Raw genomic sequence first — 15,546 nt, forward strand, 5'->3', positions numbered from 1 at the left:
ACCGGAACCGACAGACGATGAGATAAACGGGTATCTTTTTATTATTTGGTCAATATCCACTCCGTAATATCCTCCAAAACTTCTGCAGACACCTTTTGTGGGATTTGATACTCTTTTTTGAAGTCCTTGACCTACTATCCTATAAATTCCTGAACCCACTCACCATTATAGTAAGCTATCCCGATTTGGGTGTAGCTGCTATTCAGGATGTTGGCACGATGGCCAGGACTGCTCATCCATTGGTTCATCACTTCCGTCGGGCTCGTCTGGCCTTTGGCGATGTTTTCCCCTGCAGAGTTATATGTGACACCGAATGCAGTCATCATATCAAACGGGGATCCATAAGTCGGAGACTGATGATCAAAATAATTATTGTTGTACATATCCTGAGCCTTAGCCATCGCTACTTTCGAGAGACTGCTGTTCAAGCTAATGGAATTCAAGCCTGCTTTCGTTCTTTCTTGATTCACCAGATCCAAGACTTGCTGAGCAGATTGGGATGGATTTACGGACTGTTGAGGATTGGCGGACTGTTGCGGATTTACGGCTTGATTCGCTGGGCTTTCTGCCGGTGCATAGTTGCCTTGGAACCAATCCAGCCAATTCGAAGCGTCATTGGGTGCTTGTTTAATCGTAATCGGTGATTTCCCTGCACCCGCAGTAGAAATGGATGATGCTTGAGTTATGACGTTGAAGCAGCATTAGGAGCATGAGTTTCAAGCTTCATTTGTTTAGCATTCATTTGATTGTTAGTCGAATTATTACTTGAACAACCTGTAACGAGTAGTAATGCTGCTATTATGACCAATGGTTTTATAACAATCCCTCCTGAACCGTCAAAGTAGTAATGTTATCAAATAAAGGTTTTGTAAAGTTCCATCGCACAAAAATCCTATAATTGCAAAGATTGCACTCCCAACTACGTGCGACACATAAATATCTCCCTTACTGATTGATTTTTTAAATTCCAAGCACCATGAAAAAATTCTTTGTTTTCTGCATTTAGATACATGATAAGTTGTTCCGAGATACAATTTGAAATAACCTAAAACAACAAAAAACCACCATTTATGGTGGCTAGTCTTTAAATATGCGTGTTCTTGTCACGCTTAACTCCCCCGTTAGTTCAACGCAGTCGCGTTAGTCTAATACTTTATTTTCACCGTACAATTGTTCCTGTTGTTGTGCTAAAGTTTCTCGTTAGTTTAAATACCTGTTGTCAATGTATTCTTATATATTTCTTAAATCCTTTACTAATTGTTCCATTGAATCCCAGCTTCTCGAAAAAATTATGTGCATCTATTCTCTTCGAACTTTAATTACCCAAACTATCATATTTAGTTGCTGCCATTCAATAGCTGTTCCTCTCTTCTGCGGTAGAACCATGTTATCCCTTTTTTACTTGTTTCTCAAAGTATTCATTTTCAAAAACCCATATGAATGATGTCATGCCATTCACCGTCTCTAAACAGACTTTGTCTACTGCTTCCTTCCGTTTGAAAGACTGCCGACCATATTCCAGATCTTATCCTTTCGTTGTAGTGGGCCAGTTCATGCGCGATCACATGATTCCGTCACGGTGCGAATGCGGCTGTATCGGCCCGATAAGAGTTTAAGGAACAAATAGAATCTTGTCAATGAAATAGGAGGCTTCTTGGCGAAGCAAAGGTGCTTTGGAGCGGAAATCGACTGAACCGTCAGAATTGGCTATTGTGACTGGATCCGTAACTCCGGCAGCAATAAGCTTGCTTACGGCCTTGATAGCCGATTCATCGGTTTGCCCTGCCAATCGCACCTCATCGCTAAGTGGCCAAGGAAGAGGAATGCGCGTTAAGATGACGGCCATTTCTTCCCGAGTTATCGTGCGATCCGGTTCAAACCGGCCTTCAGGCTCCTCCCCCAACCAATGATTCTCGACCGCTGCCTGAATCTCTTTGACCGCATAATGGTGTTCGATATCCGTATAACCGGATTTCGATTTGGAGGGCGGATAGCCGACAGCATGCAGCAACATTGTGATGAATTCCGCACGGGTCATGGACGCTTTGGGGTCAAAGCTGCGCCCATCTCTTCCATTGATGATATCCAGCGAATGGAGCTTTTCAATAGACAGTTGGTAGGGGCTTTCTTTCGAGACATCGGAAAACAGCGCTTTTTCCTGTATTTTGGGCGAATAAGCTATCGGTGACTTGGCAGGTCTGTACATATTAGCAATACCGCCATCCTTTTGTTCAAGAAATGCTATTTTCTTCCCGTAGTCATCCATAAACAACAAGGGATCTATCTTTTTCAAAGTAGTCTTGCCATTCCCCAATTTGTATCTGTCTTCCGCTACAAGTTGTCCGTTATTGTACGTAATTCTAGTCACAAATGACGGGGTATGCAGATCTTTGTATAATCCGACGTAACGCGCGGCTTGCTGTTCTGTCAGAGATGATACAGATTCAGGCGTCTGGGTGCTCTTCGGATAATAATGGTCCATAAAGGCTGCATACAAATCCGAGCGCAATTCGGAATCATTATTATAAATGACGAACATTCCTGTTTTGCGCTCAGGCAGTAGCCATGTAAATGAGGCATGTCCGGGGATGTTCCCACCTTTGCTGACGACATACTGACCATTCGACAGTTCATTGAAAATGCTTTCAAATCCATAGCTTGTAATAGGTATGGCAGGATGAGCGAAAACGGAAAACTCACTCATTCGCTGAACACTTTGTTCGCTTAACATTTGCCGATCCCCAGCCTTTCCTTTTTGCAGAAGCATGATCATGAATTTAGCCATATCGCTTCCGGTGGACAACATTCCGCCCTGAGGCATGTCCGTAGGATAAAGGCCATACTCCGGATATGGCGTGCCTTCCGGATCGTAAGCTGCAGCCATTCGGGCTTTAAGCTCTGGGGTTACAAGATCATGGGAAGAATTCATACCGAGCGGCTGAAAGATGTTTTTATCCATGTATTCATGAAAAGGGAGTCCGGTAACTTGTTCCACGGCATATCCGGCCAAAGCAAAAGCATAATCGTCATACTGGTAGGCTTCCCCCGGCGTCCGGACGATAGTTGGCATTCGATCCATTAAGAAATCTCGAAGAGAATTCTCTTGATTGAGAAGATCGGGCGAGGCGTCATCGTCTTTTTCATATGGGAAATCGAACCCAGTCATATGGGTCAGCATATTTTCCATAGTTAGCGGTTTACTTGTCGAATTGGGTATTGTGATACCTCCGAGATAGGATTGGATGTCCTGATCCAGCTTGATCTTCCCTTGGTCAGCAAGCTGCAGCACAGCCGCAGCTGTAAGCGTCTTTGAAATGGAACCGATGCGAAAAACGGTATTGGAATCAACTGGGATTTTGCTTTCTTTGTTTGCATACCCGTATCCTTTAGATAAAACAACTTGTCCGTCCTGAACGACGACGAACATGGCACCCGGAACATTGAACTTCTTCAGGCTTTCCCCAAAGTAATTGTCCGCGAAGGCCTCCACTTCTTTGGGGTCAATCGGACCGCTTGGAGCAGCAGGAACAGCTGCAGGCTGAATCGCAGTGATTGTTTGCCCCTTAAGAGGGAGCTGTTCCGCACTGACACTATGCCCTCCGACCAAAGCAATCAAGTAAGTCGCAGCTAGAGACGTGCTTAGCGTTACAGCGAGCACTTTTGAAACTCTTTTTTTGCGCATTAGAAAATTCTCCTTCAATAAAATTAGTATAGGCTGGAAGTACCCACTCAGTGTAGCATGATGGATTATTTCCCCACACAGTCTTCCGTCTAGTTCATTACCTAGCCTAAGGTCAAGCAAAATAGGATCTGACCGCAGCAACGACCTGGTCCTTTGCACTACTGTTTTCAATGACTGTAGGGGTAGTACCAGAGTAGCTGTCATAGACCGTAAACGCATCGAAAACAAATGGTAATAGTGGATAGATCGCAGGCTGAAAAGCCTGGTGTCAAAAACGGGTACAGCCGAAGTATTAATGTTAAAGTGTTTGCTCGACTCCTGTTTTATCCCATTTAATAGATTGTTATAAATAGTAAAATTAAAATTTATTGGAATTTTAACAAAAAAAAGATTTATAAATTAGGAGGAAAAAATATGGTAGGTAAGTCACTCAACGCTAGGGCTCACATTCAGAGTGTTTTCTTGTTTTGACTAATTGCGTGTATATATTTAATTGTAAGTCTCCATAACACTTTCCCCAACAAAAACATCAACACACCAATCACAATAGAAGCTGGTAAGAACTGCATTGGGCTTGGTGTAAATGCTCCAATTTGGATTGTTATTCCGGTAATATCATCTCCCATAAAATTCCCGACAAATTTAATAATTCCGCCTAATGGCGTAATAACTCCACTTATCATTAAAGCAATGGAAAGAGTACTGATAATCGGCAAAACAAACATACCAATGGCCCCTGCAAAGCTGCTACAAAAAGCAAATACAGCGGCGAATTTACGCCAACTGAATTTACTGTTTTTTGAAATGGCATCACCTAAGTATGCTTTCGCTAATTCTTTTGGGTTTCCTAACCTTTCGATGATTCGCTCAGTAGTAAGACCAGTATTTTGCAACTCAAGCATTGCACTTTTGATTTCTTTTATAATGTCAATACGCTCGGAAGAGGACAAAGCTTTTAAATACTTTTCAATTTTTTCAAGATAGCTATGCATAATTTTATACTCCTTTAATTTCTGCTATATAAATTAATAAAATATCCCATTCTAAGGACATAGTGTTTAGGTATTCGTTTCATTTTTTTTGTTATAGAATAATAGCTCCGTCAGCCTCCCATGAAACAAGTGAGGTATATACTGCCTGTCTCTTGCGCAAGTTTTTGAAGAATATGTGGAGATAGATATCGCAGTAGTATTTCAGCGAACAAATAAAACTCATCTTGAATCGTTAGATTCATAAAAATGCCATCGACATTTTTTCTCTTTTTCCGTTTTCCCTACTTGTTAAATTCAGAAAGTAAAATACTTTTAAAAGGATTAGGACTGTTATCTCTACCCAAACTGTTCAAACTGACGACCAACGTATGATTGCCTCCAAGTGTACCTCCAGCAATCGTAGAAAACCCAAGAATGCCACCTGTGTGTCCCCATATCGAGACACCATTTGAAAGCTTAATTTCAGAGATTCCAAGACCATATCCTTCGATTCCACTTCTTCCTACAGGAACTGTAGTAAGCATTTGTTTTAGTTGCTCTTCCTTCAGTAATTTGCCACCGAGCAAGGAAGAGAAGAATTTATTTAAGTCGTCAGCATCAGAAATCATATCTCCAGCCGAGCTACCTGCGCTTGGATTATAATAAGTAACGTCTTTTATCTCACTTGCTTCGTCTGGTTGGGAATATCCCCGTGCATGCTTGGTGCCTGGAATAACGCTTGAATTACCAGGTAGGAATGTATCCAACAATTCAAGCGGTTCAATAATCCGATTTTCAATCTCTTCCGCGTAGCTGTTTCCAGTTACTTTTTCAATAAGAATACCCAGTAATACGTATCCTGTGTTTGAATAAGACCAGCCCTTTCCTGGGACAAAGTCTGGGGGCAGAGAAATTCCCAACTTCACTAATTCTTCAGCCGTAAACGATTTTTTTGTATCCATAAAATTTACGTCTTTGGACCTTGAGTATTCAGCGATACCACTTGTATGGTTCAATATCTGCCGGATGGTAATCTGATTACCATTATATCCGTTTCCTTGAATGACACCAGGCAGCCATTTTTCGATGGAGTCGTCTAGATTCAAGCGGTTCTCTCCAGCTAATTGAAGTACAACCGTTGCGGTGAACGTCTTCGTCACGCTGCCAATGCGAAAGCGATAATCTGTTTCCATTGGTTTCTTGGTGCTCAGATTCGCTACCCCAGTGGCATAACCCCACTTTTTTCCACCCTCAGAAGTTTTAGCAAGTATCCCCGGGAATCCAAGTTGCAATGTATCCCGCATAGCTTGCTTGACGGAATTATGGTCTTGTTGAGTGCTTGTTTGTAAAGAACTAGATTCATTTTGAGTGGGCTCTGCTTTTACAATTGAGGTTGGCGATGTGTATAGCAGGGAACTTCCAGTTATTAAAAGGGCCAGACTTGCAAATGTAATTTGACTACTTACTTTCATAAAGCGTTCCTCTTCTCTATTAATATTATAAGTTTGTAATCATCTTCATAATTGTTGTTTTACCGGTATTGCAATAAGTAAAGCGGTCATTACTACGGAAACAATCTTCTTCATTATTAATCCCTCCTCGTATTCCTTCTAGATGTGACTTACTGAATTCATCATAAAAGAAAGAACGCTGTTAGAATGAAAAGCGCCCTGAAACGCAAAAAACAATCCCTAAACAACAGGTTGTCTAAGGATTGTTGGTATATAATGGTATTAGCGCCATATTATTAAATACTTTATGTGTCGTTTCAATGGTCATATGACCACCGTACTTGTCGCAGATTCTAGCTATGTTCGTTAATCCAATACCATGAAATTCCGGGTTTGATTTTTGGGTGTTTAAGTGGGCAACTTCATTCTCCATATGATTCATGATGTGAATGAGAAGGGTAGACTCGGTAGAATGTATTTTTATAAGAATGTACCTATCTTCTGCGACTTTTAACTTTTTAGAAGCCTCTATTGCGTTATCTAGCATATTTCCAATGACAACACATAAGTCATAACGGTCAATAGGGACTACTTGTGAACATAAGTTAATCTTTGTATCTATTCTTATGCCATTGGCTTGTCCTATATTAAGAATGTTTGTGACAAGGGCATCAATAACCAGGTTCCCCGTATTAACCCGTTGATAAGCTCCTTCGACTTTATTTAATGTCGTCTTAATATGTTCCAGTGCAGTTGTTAACTCATTTCGCTTAATACACTCTTCAATATACAAAAACTGCTGATTCGTATCATGAATGATTCTTTTAATGGATTTGAAGCTGTGAACGGCTTTTTCGTAATTCGCATCCTGATGGTCCATCTGCTGTTGCAGCTGAGCATTCTCATGCATGAATTGAAATTTATCAATGATCATATCAAAAACATAGAAAATCATAACGTTTAAGAATAGTAATACAATGACGGATATGAAAGAATAGGCGTCCTTATAAGTTAGAATATTCAGTTGGTTTATACTTACGATAGGAATAACCGAAAAAAATATGTAGTAACGATAATGCAAAGAGTAACTTCTACGTTTTGCAAGTAGTCGTATGATCTGAATGATAGCAAACATAATCATGCAACTGAGTAAAATAGCTTTTGTGTAGGCTATTTGATCATGTTCATTTACAGGGTCAAAGCTAAACTCAACTGAATATAAGGTATAAAAAATATAAAGGGATATAAAATTAACAAGAGATATTAAAACACCGTAAAACATAGAAAAAATGATCTTGTCTTTAATTTCTACTTGATAAGATTGTGCAAAACTAAATATCATGAGCAAAGGTAGAATCAAAGATAAAATAGGAGAGATGGGAATAACCAGATACAGGTAATCAAGCAACCCAAACATAATGAAATAAATGAATCGGTTATGTTTTTTAGCTGATTTATCAAAAACCGAGTTGAAGAAAAAATTAATTTGAACACCCATCACAAGTACAATGCTAAAGACAATAGGAAAATTGTTTTGAATCATATCAATCGACCTTCATAATCATAAATTTGGTGTAAGTATCTTTAACCTCTTTAATTTTAGAACGGCCTATGGGTAAATCCAACCCATTGGACATTAGAACAACTCCGCTAGCAAACTTTCTTACATGAAGCAGGTTAATAATAATGGAACGATGGATTTGCAAGAAGTTACAGTCTTTTAAGGCAAAAGCATAATCTGAAATGATGCCTTTGCTTTCATAGGTTTGATTAGTGGTCGTAAAATGTAGTTTGTTTTTTATAGTTAAGCTTTTGGCAGCTTGAATACTAATGAGGTCATCATATTTTAAAACGATTTCTTCATAGGTTGACTTGATAACCATAAACTTTTTTTCTATAACTCTATATAAGCATGATACAACCTTTTGACTTTGTATAGATAGCTTTTGGATGAAATGCAAATTAAAATCCCTCAACACCAAATGAACGAGCTTCTTTTTCGGAGTTTCTTTGTATACTTAACGATTTGAAACCGAGATTTGGTTTTGTGATTTTTTTTATGAACCGGTGATCTTGCTCCACAATGTTGTTTAGATACTTTGTCTGTCTAATCAAGGTTTCTTTTGGCAGGGATTTCTCAGTTATTAATTCTTGTATGGCTGGTGGATATGCTGGATTTTTATCCAAGGTGATTACACGTGGGATTTGAGTATGTGGAGAGGTCAAAGCCTTTGTAAAGAAGCGCTTAGCTGCCGGCATATCCCGATTTTCAGATAACATGAAATCAATAGTTTTCCCCATAGAATCAACGGCTCTGTATAAATACTTCCACTGACCTTTAACTTTGATGTAGGTTTCGTCAGTCCTCCACGAGTCGTTGGTAGGTTTCAAAAAGGGGCGGATTCGTTTTCTCGGTAGCTTAAACTATATTTTAAATACCATCGTACTGTTGTAAAATGATTGCTGATTCATATTGCTTCCATTTAAATAAATCCAATTTCGTTCCCAAAGCAAGTTGCTCCTTCTCATGACTTCATTATCAATTACGTTATCACGAATTAGAGCTTTGCACCACAACCATAATTCACGATGTGTCGATTTAATTTTCAAGAGCATCATTCTTCAACTTAAAAATATGGAGGCGTCGATACGGCAAGCACCAAAGTCTCACCTTTCCATACGTTCTTATAACGGTGCGGTGTTCTAGCGTCGTAATAAATACTGTCTCCCTCCTCCAGAGTGTATCTATCATTCCCTAGCATGAACTCTATACACCCAGATTGGACATGCAGAAATTCTTCTCCTTCGCTGTGCCCTACACCTACATCACCGGAGGTTGCACCTTCTTCAAGCACACCCAAGATTGGCCCCATCTTATTTCTACTTCCCTCGCTAAGGGAATACCACGTAATACGAGAGCCTTCAGAATGTACCAACGTTTTGCGCTCATTTTTTCTCACGACAATGCTTTGTTCTTTATTTCCGAATAAATTGGTGAAGTTAACATTTAACGCATTGGCGATTCGCTTCAGGACGCTTATGGATGGGTTCGCTTTGTTGCGTTCGATTTCGCTGAGAAACGATAATGAGATGGATGCTGCGTTTGCCACCTCTTTGAGCGTTAATTTCTGTTTTTTGCGAGTATTTCTTATAGCCTCTCCAATAGAATCCATCTGCCATTTCTCCTATCGATACATTTTTTTCGCTGTCAGCGAAATTAATATTATGATCTTAATCAAAATAACGAGCAATAGCAAGCCCTCTCGCGAGGTCTCAATTCCGGTGTAAAAACGTTGATTTGACGTCATTATTGGATTAAGATTTTAACAAGGCTGATGTGTAAATACGATCCCGGGACATTTGCACATAATTAGTTTTAATATAATATTTCAGTTTCAGCGAAATTTTCGAGGAGGGCGATGAGCCAAATGACAAAGCTACCCAAGATTTACACCGTAGGCGATACCACTGTTACCCGCGTTACGGAAATGGTAATCAGTGGCGTTCCACCAGAAATATATTTCTCAGGCACGTGGGATCCCACTTTTTTGGAAGAGAACAAACAATCCTTCCCAGAAGGATTAATAGATGACAATTCGCAGCTCATCGTTAGCATCGGCACCTGGCTCGTGAGAACGCCGAAGCATACGATTCTTATTGATACAGCTACAGGAAATGATAAAAACCTGCCACTTAATCCGGATCTCGCCAATCTACAGATGCCTTATCTCGAGCGGCTTAAAGAGGCTGGCGTTACTCCAGAGGAAGTTGATTACGTGTTATTAACGCATTTGCATGTCGATCATGTCGGTTGGAATACGAAGCTTGTCGACGGCAAATGGGTACCGACATTCACGAATGCTAAGTATGTTTTCCCTATTAAAGAACAAGAATATTACTCCAGTGAAGCAAGCCATAACAAAGAAAACGAAGCAAACTTCAATGTTTATGAAGAGAGTGTACTCCCTGTTGTAGAGGCTGGCTTAACGGAAACAATCGGTCCAGAAGGCGGGAAGTTTCTAGATATATTTACATTCATTCCGACTCCAGGTCACAGTATCGGACAAATGTCCATTCGTCTTTCATCAGGTGGAGAAGAAGCTTTGTTCGGCGCCGACATCATGCATCATCCATTCCAAGTCATGAAACCTGAATGGAACTCTATGTACTGTGAATTTGGTGATCAAGCTCGAATCTCCCGCAGGTGGGCTTTGGAATACCTCGCCGATCGCCCAATTATTTATTTCAGTACGCACTTTCCAGAGAGTTCAGCAGGTTATGTAACCAGAAGCGACGACGGCTTCAACTGGCGCTTTATCTAATATAACGAAAAGAGGCGAAACATTTATGTCTAACAATACATTCAAAAAATCTATTAACATCGTATCCGAGAACTTTAACATAGCCAGCGACACACCTGGTATCGAGCTATCGATCCGCAATAAACGCCCTGCATCTATGACTGTCTTCTCTAACGAGAAAACGATCGTCATGGTTCATGGTGCTACTTATCCAGTTGGCAGCCTGTATGACGTGGAGCTAGACGGATTCACCTTCCTTGATTACCTAGCCAGCCACGGCTATGACGTCTATGCGGTAGACGTTCGCGGCTACGGCGGATCCACTAGACCTCCAGAGATGGAGCAGCCAGCGGATCAAAATCCTCCGCTTGTTCGTACAGAAACCGGGGTTCGTGACTTTGGCTCGGCCGTAGACTTCGTCCTCAAGCATCGCAATCTAACAAAGGTCAATGTACTTGGGATGTCTTGGGGCGGTACGGTGGCCGGGGCATACACAAGCCTTAACAACGACAAAGTAAACAAGCTATCCCTCATCGCTCCTCAGTGGCTAAGCACCAAGCCAATACCCATCGATACAGGTGGTCCGCTTGGCTCTTACCGACTTGTGCCAGCAGGCACCACTAAAGAACGCTGGTTAAGTGCAGCTCCCGAAGGGAAGCGTGACGGCCTAATCCCTGAGGGTTGGTTCGAGAAATGGGTTGAAGCAACTCTGGCAACCGATCCTAATAACAAGACAGTACACCCAGAACATATTCGTGCTACCAACGGGCCTATTCTAGATATACGCGAATATTGGACGGTTGGGAAAGCCTTCTATGAGCCTAAAGCTATTACCGTACCTGTGCTCCTCGTCCACGCAGAGTGGGATATAGATGTGCCCTTAGAATTGGCACAAAACTTCTTTACCTCCCTAACAGGTGCTGCTTATCGCCGTTGGGTTGAGATCGGAGAAGGCACTCATATGGTACTACTCGAGAAAAATAGACTTCAGGCGTTCCAAGCGGTTCAATCATTCCTAGACGAAGCTTATACGCCAGCGGGCCAATAACGACGCAACATCAGCGGATTTCAATACTATCTCCTAGCTATTCTGAGACCCGCAGCTTGTTGCTGCGGGCTCTTTAATAACCGAATGCTATACGACAAAACCTGAATACATTGAAGGAGGCATATGCACCATGAATCATACAGCTATAACATCTGCTCAAGCGCCGGCTGCAATCGGGCCTTATTCACAAGCCATAGCTGCAGGAGCTGTTATTTACACATCAGGAATGCTCCCAATAGATACGGAGGGCCAGTTGAAGGAAGGCATCGTTGCACAAACTCAACAGATCTTATCGAACCTTCAGAACGTATTATCGGAAGCTGGCTATACGCTAGAAGACGTTGTGAAAACCTCAGTCTTTATGACTAATCTGGATCACTTTGGGCAAATGAATGACGTCTACAGCCATTATTTCGGTAACCATCATCCCGCTAGAACTACCGTGCAGGTAGCCAAACTGCCGCGTAGCGCCGAGATCGAGATCGAACTGGTTGCCATCAAACGACAGTTAAACCAATAAGGCTACTGTACTAGCCATATTTTGAAAGAAGGCGCGTTTGCTTGCGAACTTATCTGCTTCTCTTACTCTGCGCGACTCTCTATGGAAGCAATTTCGTATTCGGCTCACTCTTGCTGAGAGAATTTCCCGCAATGCACCTATCCGCATACCGACTTGCTGTCTCCTCGGTGTTCCTGCTTAGCTATTTGATCATAGCCAAGCGTATGATTCGACTGACAACACGAGATGTCGTCTACTTAATTCCGCTCGCTTTAATTGGGATGTTACTGCACCAAGTCTCTTTCTTTACAGGATTGCAGACGATAGACGCGACGACAGCTTCGCTCATTTTGTCACTTTCTCCAATATTCACCGCCTTGCTGGCGCGGATCTTCTTGAGAGAATCCTTCACTCTGCGTATGGCCGTAGGATCCTTGGTCGCGCTTGCCGGCGTCTTCTTCGTAGTCGGCCAAGGCAGAGGATTGCATATATCACTTACAACGGGTATGGGAATCATGTTTATTTGCATGTTCGCCTTCTCCGGAGCTACCGTCCTAATGAGAAAGCTGACAGAAAGAATGGATGCGCTCAAAGCGACCGCATATTCAACTTTACTCGGCTGCATGCTTGTATTTCCGGTAGCCGTATGGCGCGAACCTCATGAACAGAGTAGTCATTCCTTAGGTTGGTGGGTACTCTTAATCGGCTCGGCTCTGCTCATTCAAGGCCTATGTGCAATCATCTGGAACAACCAAATTCAGAAGGTAGGTGCTGCCAAAGCATCCGTATTTCTGAATCTCCAGCCATTCGTAGCCATGGTGCTTGGCTACTTCATGCTCGGAACTCCGGTAACCTTCACACAAATCGGCGGTTCCATTCTCATTGTGTGCGGCGTAGTCCTTTCTACTTTGCTACCGAGAAAGAAATCACATAACGATCCGATTTCACTCACTACGGCAAAGTGGTAATTTTATCATGAGCCTTCGTATTATCAAATCGGCGATTGCAGCGATTGTTGCCATGTACGCAGCAGAGCTACTAGGGATTCATTCACTAGCCAATACCGGATTGTTGCCCATTCTTGGAGTAGAAGTAACAAGGCGCAGAGGAATACGCAGTGCCGTTAATCGGATAACGGCGTCCGTGTTCGCTCTGGGTGCTGGATCAGCAATCTTCTGGCTTTGTGGCTTCTATCCTTGGGCTGTTGGTCTGTTTGTGCTTCTCGTATTTACAGTTCTTCATCACATCAGAAACCGCGAGGGAATCGTTACAGGTACTGTCGTTATCTTCCATTTAATCGGTTACCAATCACCATCATTTATGTTTTGGATGGTGACATTCTATGGGGAATGATTAAACTGATTCACTAAGAGTCACAGCGGCACACTTAGACTGGAAATTATAGTCTTAGGTTGCCGCCGTAATAGTTAAACTAACGTTCGCAGTTAGCGTAATGTTGATCCTTGATTGGCCCTTTAATTTGTTACCGTAAAGATCGAATCATTTTCTTTAAGATGTTTTACTCTTTCCGAATAATTTTGTTCTGCTTGAGTTTCTGTCAGTATATTATTGTAAACTAATAAGTCATAAAACGATTTCAGTTCCTGTGCTGATATCAGCATGGGGATTCTATCGGAAGTAATCATCATTCTTTGACCGTCTAACAGGACTGAAGTTATTTTTTCAGGCTGAACAAGCTCAATCTGGACGCCACTTTTGTCTACGACAACATACATTTCCTTTCCGTTTTCAAACCTAATATGCTCTACTTCTGCTCCGTTTGCTAAGCGACTCTGCATTTCTTTCATTGAGTAGCCAGGATTCGGATCATTTTTCAGAAGCCAGACGGCAAAATCTGTTGCGTAGACTCTGTCAGTATCATATTTTTTCCAAGATGCCCCTTTGTCCTTGCTAATCTGTATGGAATTATCATTCAATACGCGCAGAACAATCTCGTTGTCCAAATAAAGCGCCCTATACTTTGAAGCGTTAAGCTGATCAATCAACTGCGGCACGTCCGATTTGGTAAAGGTTAAATCAATCGGCATTAACGCTGTCGACGATTCGCCTTGATACAAGGCGGGCGTACTTTCAGCCACAGGGTTCTCGACACCCGAAGCCGTTTCCGTTTTGTCCAGTGCCGAAGTCGCAAAGACCGTAACGGTTCCGACCACAACCACAATAGCGAGCAGCATCGCCGCTCTAGAGATTTTCTTGGTTTTCATAATGGATATGATCCGTTCTTCGATTGAGTTTTTGGAAAAATGACTAACTATTGAAGACAGCCCGCTTTTCTTTTCTTCCAAACGGACAAGTGCCATAGCATAAGAAGGCTTCATGCTTTCCCCAAATGTCCTTATGACCATCTCATCGCAAGACAGCTCGATGTCACGGTTGGCAAGGATGTACATGACCCACACGAAAGGGTTAAACCAATGGACACACACACCAGCTACAAGTAACCACTTTTTGAGCGTGTCAAATCGTTTAATGTGAATGTATTCGTGGGTAAGGATAAGCTCGAGTTGTTTTGGATCGGTATAATCGATATGTTTCGGCAAGAGTACCACAGGTTGAAAAATACCATAGGTGAGCGGAGTCAAAATTCTATCTAACTGTCGGATTTGCACCTTTCGCCATACAGGATTAGACTTCTGCCATTTTTGGATGAAATCATTTTCAATCGGTAACGACATTCTGTAAATATTTCGACACCGTAAATGCGGGATGATGAAAAACATAGCACATAACGTAAAACCAATAAGCCATACCAGCACGAAAAAAGGTATCGGTGAAGCCAACTCCAATGGTACGGCTGAAGTAATCATACCATCTGTTATGGGAGGCATGGTAACTGTGCCGCCATCTGAAATCGGTGAGTTTTGCATTAGGGAATTGCTCTCTTGTACTGTGAACATCCTGCCTAAATCATTAACCGCCGTATAAATATTAAATTGCGATTGGACAGAAATAGGAACAAGCAGCCGGAATAACACAATTCCCCAAAGAACGATAAAAGTCATTTTAGGAACCTTATGCAGGAGCAGGGAGCGAAAGCATACAACCGCAAGAATTATGAGGGAAGCCGATACACTCATTTCAAGCAAAGACATCCCCCAAATCATTCTAAGCTCTCAATCAGTAGTTTTAAGTGGTAAATTTCCTCTGTCGTCAACTTTCTCTGCCCTAAAAGCGAAGCAATCAGCCTGTCAGGGGCACCATCATACATCTTATTGATAAGCTCTGTTGTTTCATGCTCTTGCACCTGCTCTCGCGTCACAAGCGCACGGCAAACGAAATTTGGCTCTTGCCGCTCAATCGCTCCTTTATCGAGGCACTTCTTGATGATGGTATAGGTTGTTGTCTTGCTCCATCCTATTCTTTCCTTTGTTACTTCTGCAATTCTCTTAGCAGTCGTATCTCCTTCTCGCCACAAAATCTCCATAATGTTAAGCTCGCTGTCAAACAGCTTAATATTCATATGAAAGCACCTCATATTCCCTTAATTCTACTGCAGTAGAATTAATATATATTCTACTGCAGTAGAACGTTTTTGTCGAGGGAGTTCTCCGTAACGTACTGAAACATACCCCA

Annotated in this window: 13 protein-coding genes and 3 pseudogenes; 5 read left to right on the top strand and 11 right to left on the bottom strand. The window is 41.9% G+C overall.

Annotation, left to right across the window (positions count from 1 at the left end; genetic code table 11):
- Positions 1–134: 134 nt before the first annotated feature.
- The 9 genes and pseudogenes from BC351_RS44480 to BC351_RS32350 form a co-directional block, all read right to left on the bottom strand.
- Complete coding sequence (locus BC351_RS44480; RefSeq protein ID WP_244209190.1) at positions 135–470, bottom strand: CAP domain-containing protein; 336 nt, start codon at positions 468–470, stop codon at positions 135–137.
- Positions 471–1,219: 749 nt separating this feature from the next.
- Positions 1,220–1,315: pseudogene (locus tag BC351_RS43635) on the bottom strand (GNAT family N-acetyltransferase); the annotation flags it as partial.
- A 297-nt stretch (positions 1,316–1,612) separates the two neighbouring features.
- On the bottom strand, positions 1,613–3,682 hold the full coding sequence (locus BC351_RS32320) for a serine hydrolase domain-containing protein (RefSeq protein ID WP_158082307.1): 2,070 nt from the start codon (positions 3,680–3,682) through the stop codon (positions 1,613–1,615).
- Between the two features lie 449 nt (positions 3,683–4,131).
- Positions 4,132–4,674, bottom strand: a complete 543-nt coding sequence (locus tag BC351_RS32325) for a DUF1700 domain-containing protein (protein ID WP_079418822.1) — start codon at positions 4,672–4,674, stop codon at positions 4,132–4,134.
- Positions 4,675–4,955: 281 nt separating this feature from the next.
- Complete coding sequence (locus tag BC351_RS32330; RefSeq protein ID WP_079418824.1) at positions 4,956–6,125, bottom strand: serine hydrolase domain-containing protein; 1,170 nt, start codon at positions 6,123–6,125, stop codon at positions 4,956–4,958.
- A gap of 235 nt (positions 6,126–6,360) precedes the next feature.
- Positions 6,361–7,647, bottom strand: a complete 1,287-nt coding sequence (locus BC351_RS32335; RefSeq protein ID WP_079418825.1) for an ATP-binding protein — start codon at positions 7,645–7,647, stop codon at positions 6,361–6,363.
- Position 7,648: 1 nt separating this feature from the next.
- Positions 7,649–7,999, bottom strand: a pseudogene (locus BC351_RS32340) (LytR/AlgR family response regulator transcription factor); the annotation flags it as partial.
- A 127-nt stretch (positions 8,000–8,126) separates the two neighbouring features.
- Positions 8,127–8,613, bottom strand: a pseudogene (locus BC351_RS32345) (IS6 family transposase); the annotation flags it as partial.
- Positions 8,614–8,731: 118 nt separating this feature from the next.
- Positions 8,732–9,277, bottom strand: coding sequence for a helix-turn-helix domain-containing protein (locus BC351_RS32350; RefSeq protein ID WP_079418827.1), 546 nt, complete (start codon positions 9,275–9,277; stop codon positions 8,732–8,734).
- A 255-nt stretch (positions 9,278–9,532) separates the two neighbouring features.
- Here BC351_RS32350 and BC351_RS32355 point away from each other — a divergent pair, with 255 nt between their 5' ends.
- The 5 genes from BC351_RS32355 to BC351_RS32375 all read left to right on the top strand — a co-directional run bounded on the left by BC351_RS32355 (position 9,533) and on the right by BC351_RS32375 (position 13,305).
- A complete protein-coding gene (locus tag BC351_RS32355) occupies positions 9,533–10,426 on the top strand; it encodes an MBL fold metallo-hydrolase (RefSeq protein ID WP_079418829.1) in 894 nt (297 codons plus the stop codon).
- 25 nt (positions 10,427–10,451) lie between these two features.
- Positions 10,452–11,453, top strand: a complete 1,002-nt coding sequence (locus BC351_RS32360; protein WP_079418831.1) for an alpha/beta hydrolase — start codon at positions 10,452–10,454, stop codon at positions 11,451–11,453.
- A gap of 130 nt (positions 11,454–11,583) precedes the next feature.
- Positions 11,584–11,973 (top strand): Rid family detoxifying hydrolase, encoded by a 390-nt coding sequence (locus tag BC351_RS32365; protein ID WP_079418833.1) that lies wholly within the window; start codon positions 11,584–11,586, stop codon positions 11,971–11,973.
- 41 nt (positions 11,974–12,014) lie between these two features.
- On the top strand, positions 12,015–12,920 hold the full coding sequence (locus BC351_RS32370; protein WP_079418835.1) for a DMT family transporter: 906 nt from the start codon (positions 12,015–12,017) through the stop codon (positions 12,918–12,920).
- 7 nt (positions 12,921–12,927) lie between these two features.
- Complete coding sequence (locus BC351_RS32375) at positions 12,928–13,305, top strand: aromatic acid exporter family protein (protein WP_079418837.1); 378 nt, start codon at positions 12,928–12,930, stop codon at positions 13,303–13,305.
- Positions 13,306–13,427: 122 nt separating this feature from the next.
- Here the strand turns inward: BC351_RS32375 and BC351_RS32380 are convergent, their stop codons facing one another.
- Together BC351_RS32380 and BC351_RS32385 are read right to left on the bottom strand one after the other, a co-directional pair.
- Positions 13,428–15,077 carry a M56 family metallopeptidase gene (locus BC351_RS32380; protein ID WP_079418839.1) on the bottom strand — a complete coding sequence of 550 codons (1,650 nt, stop codon included), beginning with the start codon at positions 15,075–15,077 and terminating at the stop codon, positions 13,428–13,430.
- Positions 15,074–15,433 carry a BlaI/MecI/CopY family transcriptional regulator gene (locus BC351_RS32385; protein ID WP_079418841.1) on the bottom strand — a complete coding sequence of 120 codons (360 nt, stop codon included), beginning with the start codon at positions 15,431–15,433 and terminating at the stop codon, positions 15,074–15,076. Before BC351_RS32385 ends, BC351_RS32380 begins: the two co-directional genes overlap by 4 nt.
- Positions 15,434–15,546 lie beyond the last annotated feature (113 nt).

It is taken from the genome of Paenibacillus ferrarius, from assembly GCF_002027705.1.
GTDB lineage: Bacteria > Bacillota > Bacilli > Paenibacillales > NBRC-103111 > Paenibacillus_E > Paenibacillus_E ferrarius.

Excerpts from the sequence above, each read along its gene's own strand:
- BC351_RS32320 (WP_158082307.1), bottom strand. The coding sequence starts at position 3,682 with ATGCGCAAAAAAAGAGTTTCAAAAGTGCTCGCTGTAACGCTAAGCACG.
- BC351_RS32325 (WP_079418822.1), bottom strand. The coding sequence starts at position 4,674 with ATGCATAGCTATCTTGAAAAAATTGAAAAGTATTTAAAAGCTTTGTCC.
- BC351_RS32330 (WP_079418824.1), bottom strand. The coding sequence starts at position 6,125 with ATGAAAGTAAGTAGTCAAATTACATTTGCAAGTCTGGCCCTTTTAATA.
- BC351_RS32335 (WP_079418825.1), bottom strand. The coding sequence starts at position 7,647 with ATGATTCAAAACAATTTTCCTATTGTCTTTAGCATTGTACTTGTGATG.
- BC351_RS32350 (WP_079418827.1), bottom strand. The coding sequence starts at position 9,277 with ATGGATTCTATTGGAGAGGCTATAAGAAATACTCGCAAAAAACAGAAA.
- BC351_RS32355 (WP_079418829.1), top strand. The coding sequence starts at position 9,533 with ATGACAAAGCTACCCAAGATTTACACCGTAGGCGATACCACTGTTACC.
- BC351_RS32360 (WP_079418831.1), top strand. The coding sequence starts at position 10,452 with ATGTCTAACAATACATTCAAAAAATCTATTAACATCGTATCCGAGAAC.
- BC351_RS32365 (WP_079418833.1), top strand. The coding sequence starts at position 11,584 with ATGAATCATACAGCTATAACATCTGCTCAAGCGCCGGCTGCAATCGGG.
- BC351_RS32375 (WP_079418837.1), top strand. The coding sequence starts at position 12,928 with ATGAGCCTTCGTATTATCAAATCGGCGATTGCAGCGATTGTTGCCATG.
- BC351_RS32380 (WP_079418839.1), bottom strand. The coding sequence starts at position 15,077 with ATGATTTGGGGGATGTCTTTGCTTGAAATGAGTGTATCGGCTTCCCTC.
- BC351_RS32385 (WP_079418841.1), bottom strand. The coding sequence starts at position 15,433 with ATGAATATTAAGCTGTTTGACAGCGAGCTTAACATTATGGAGATTTTG.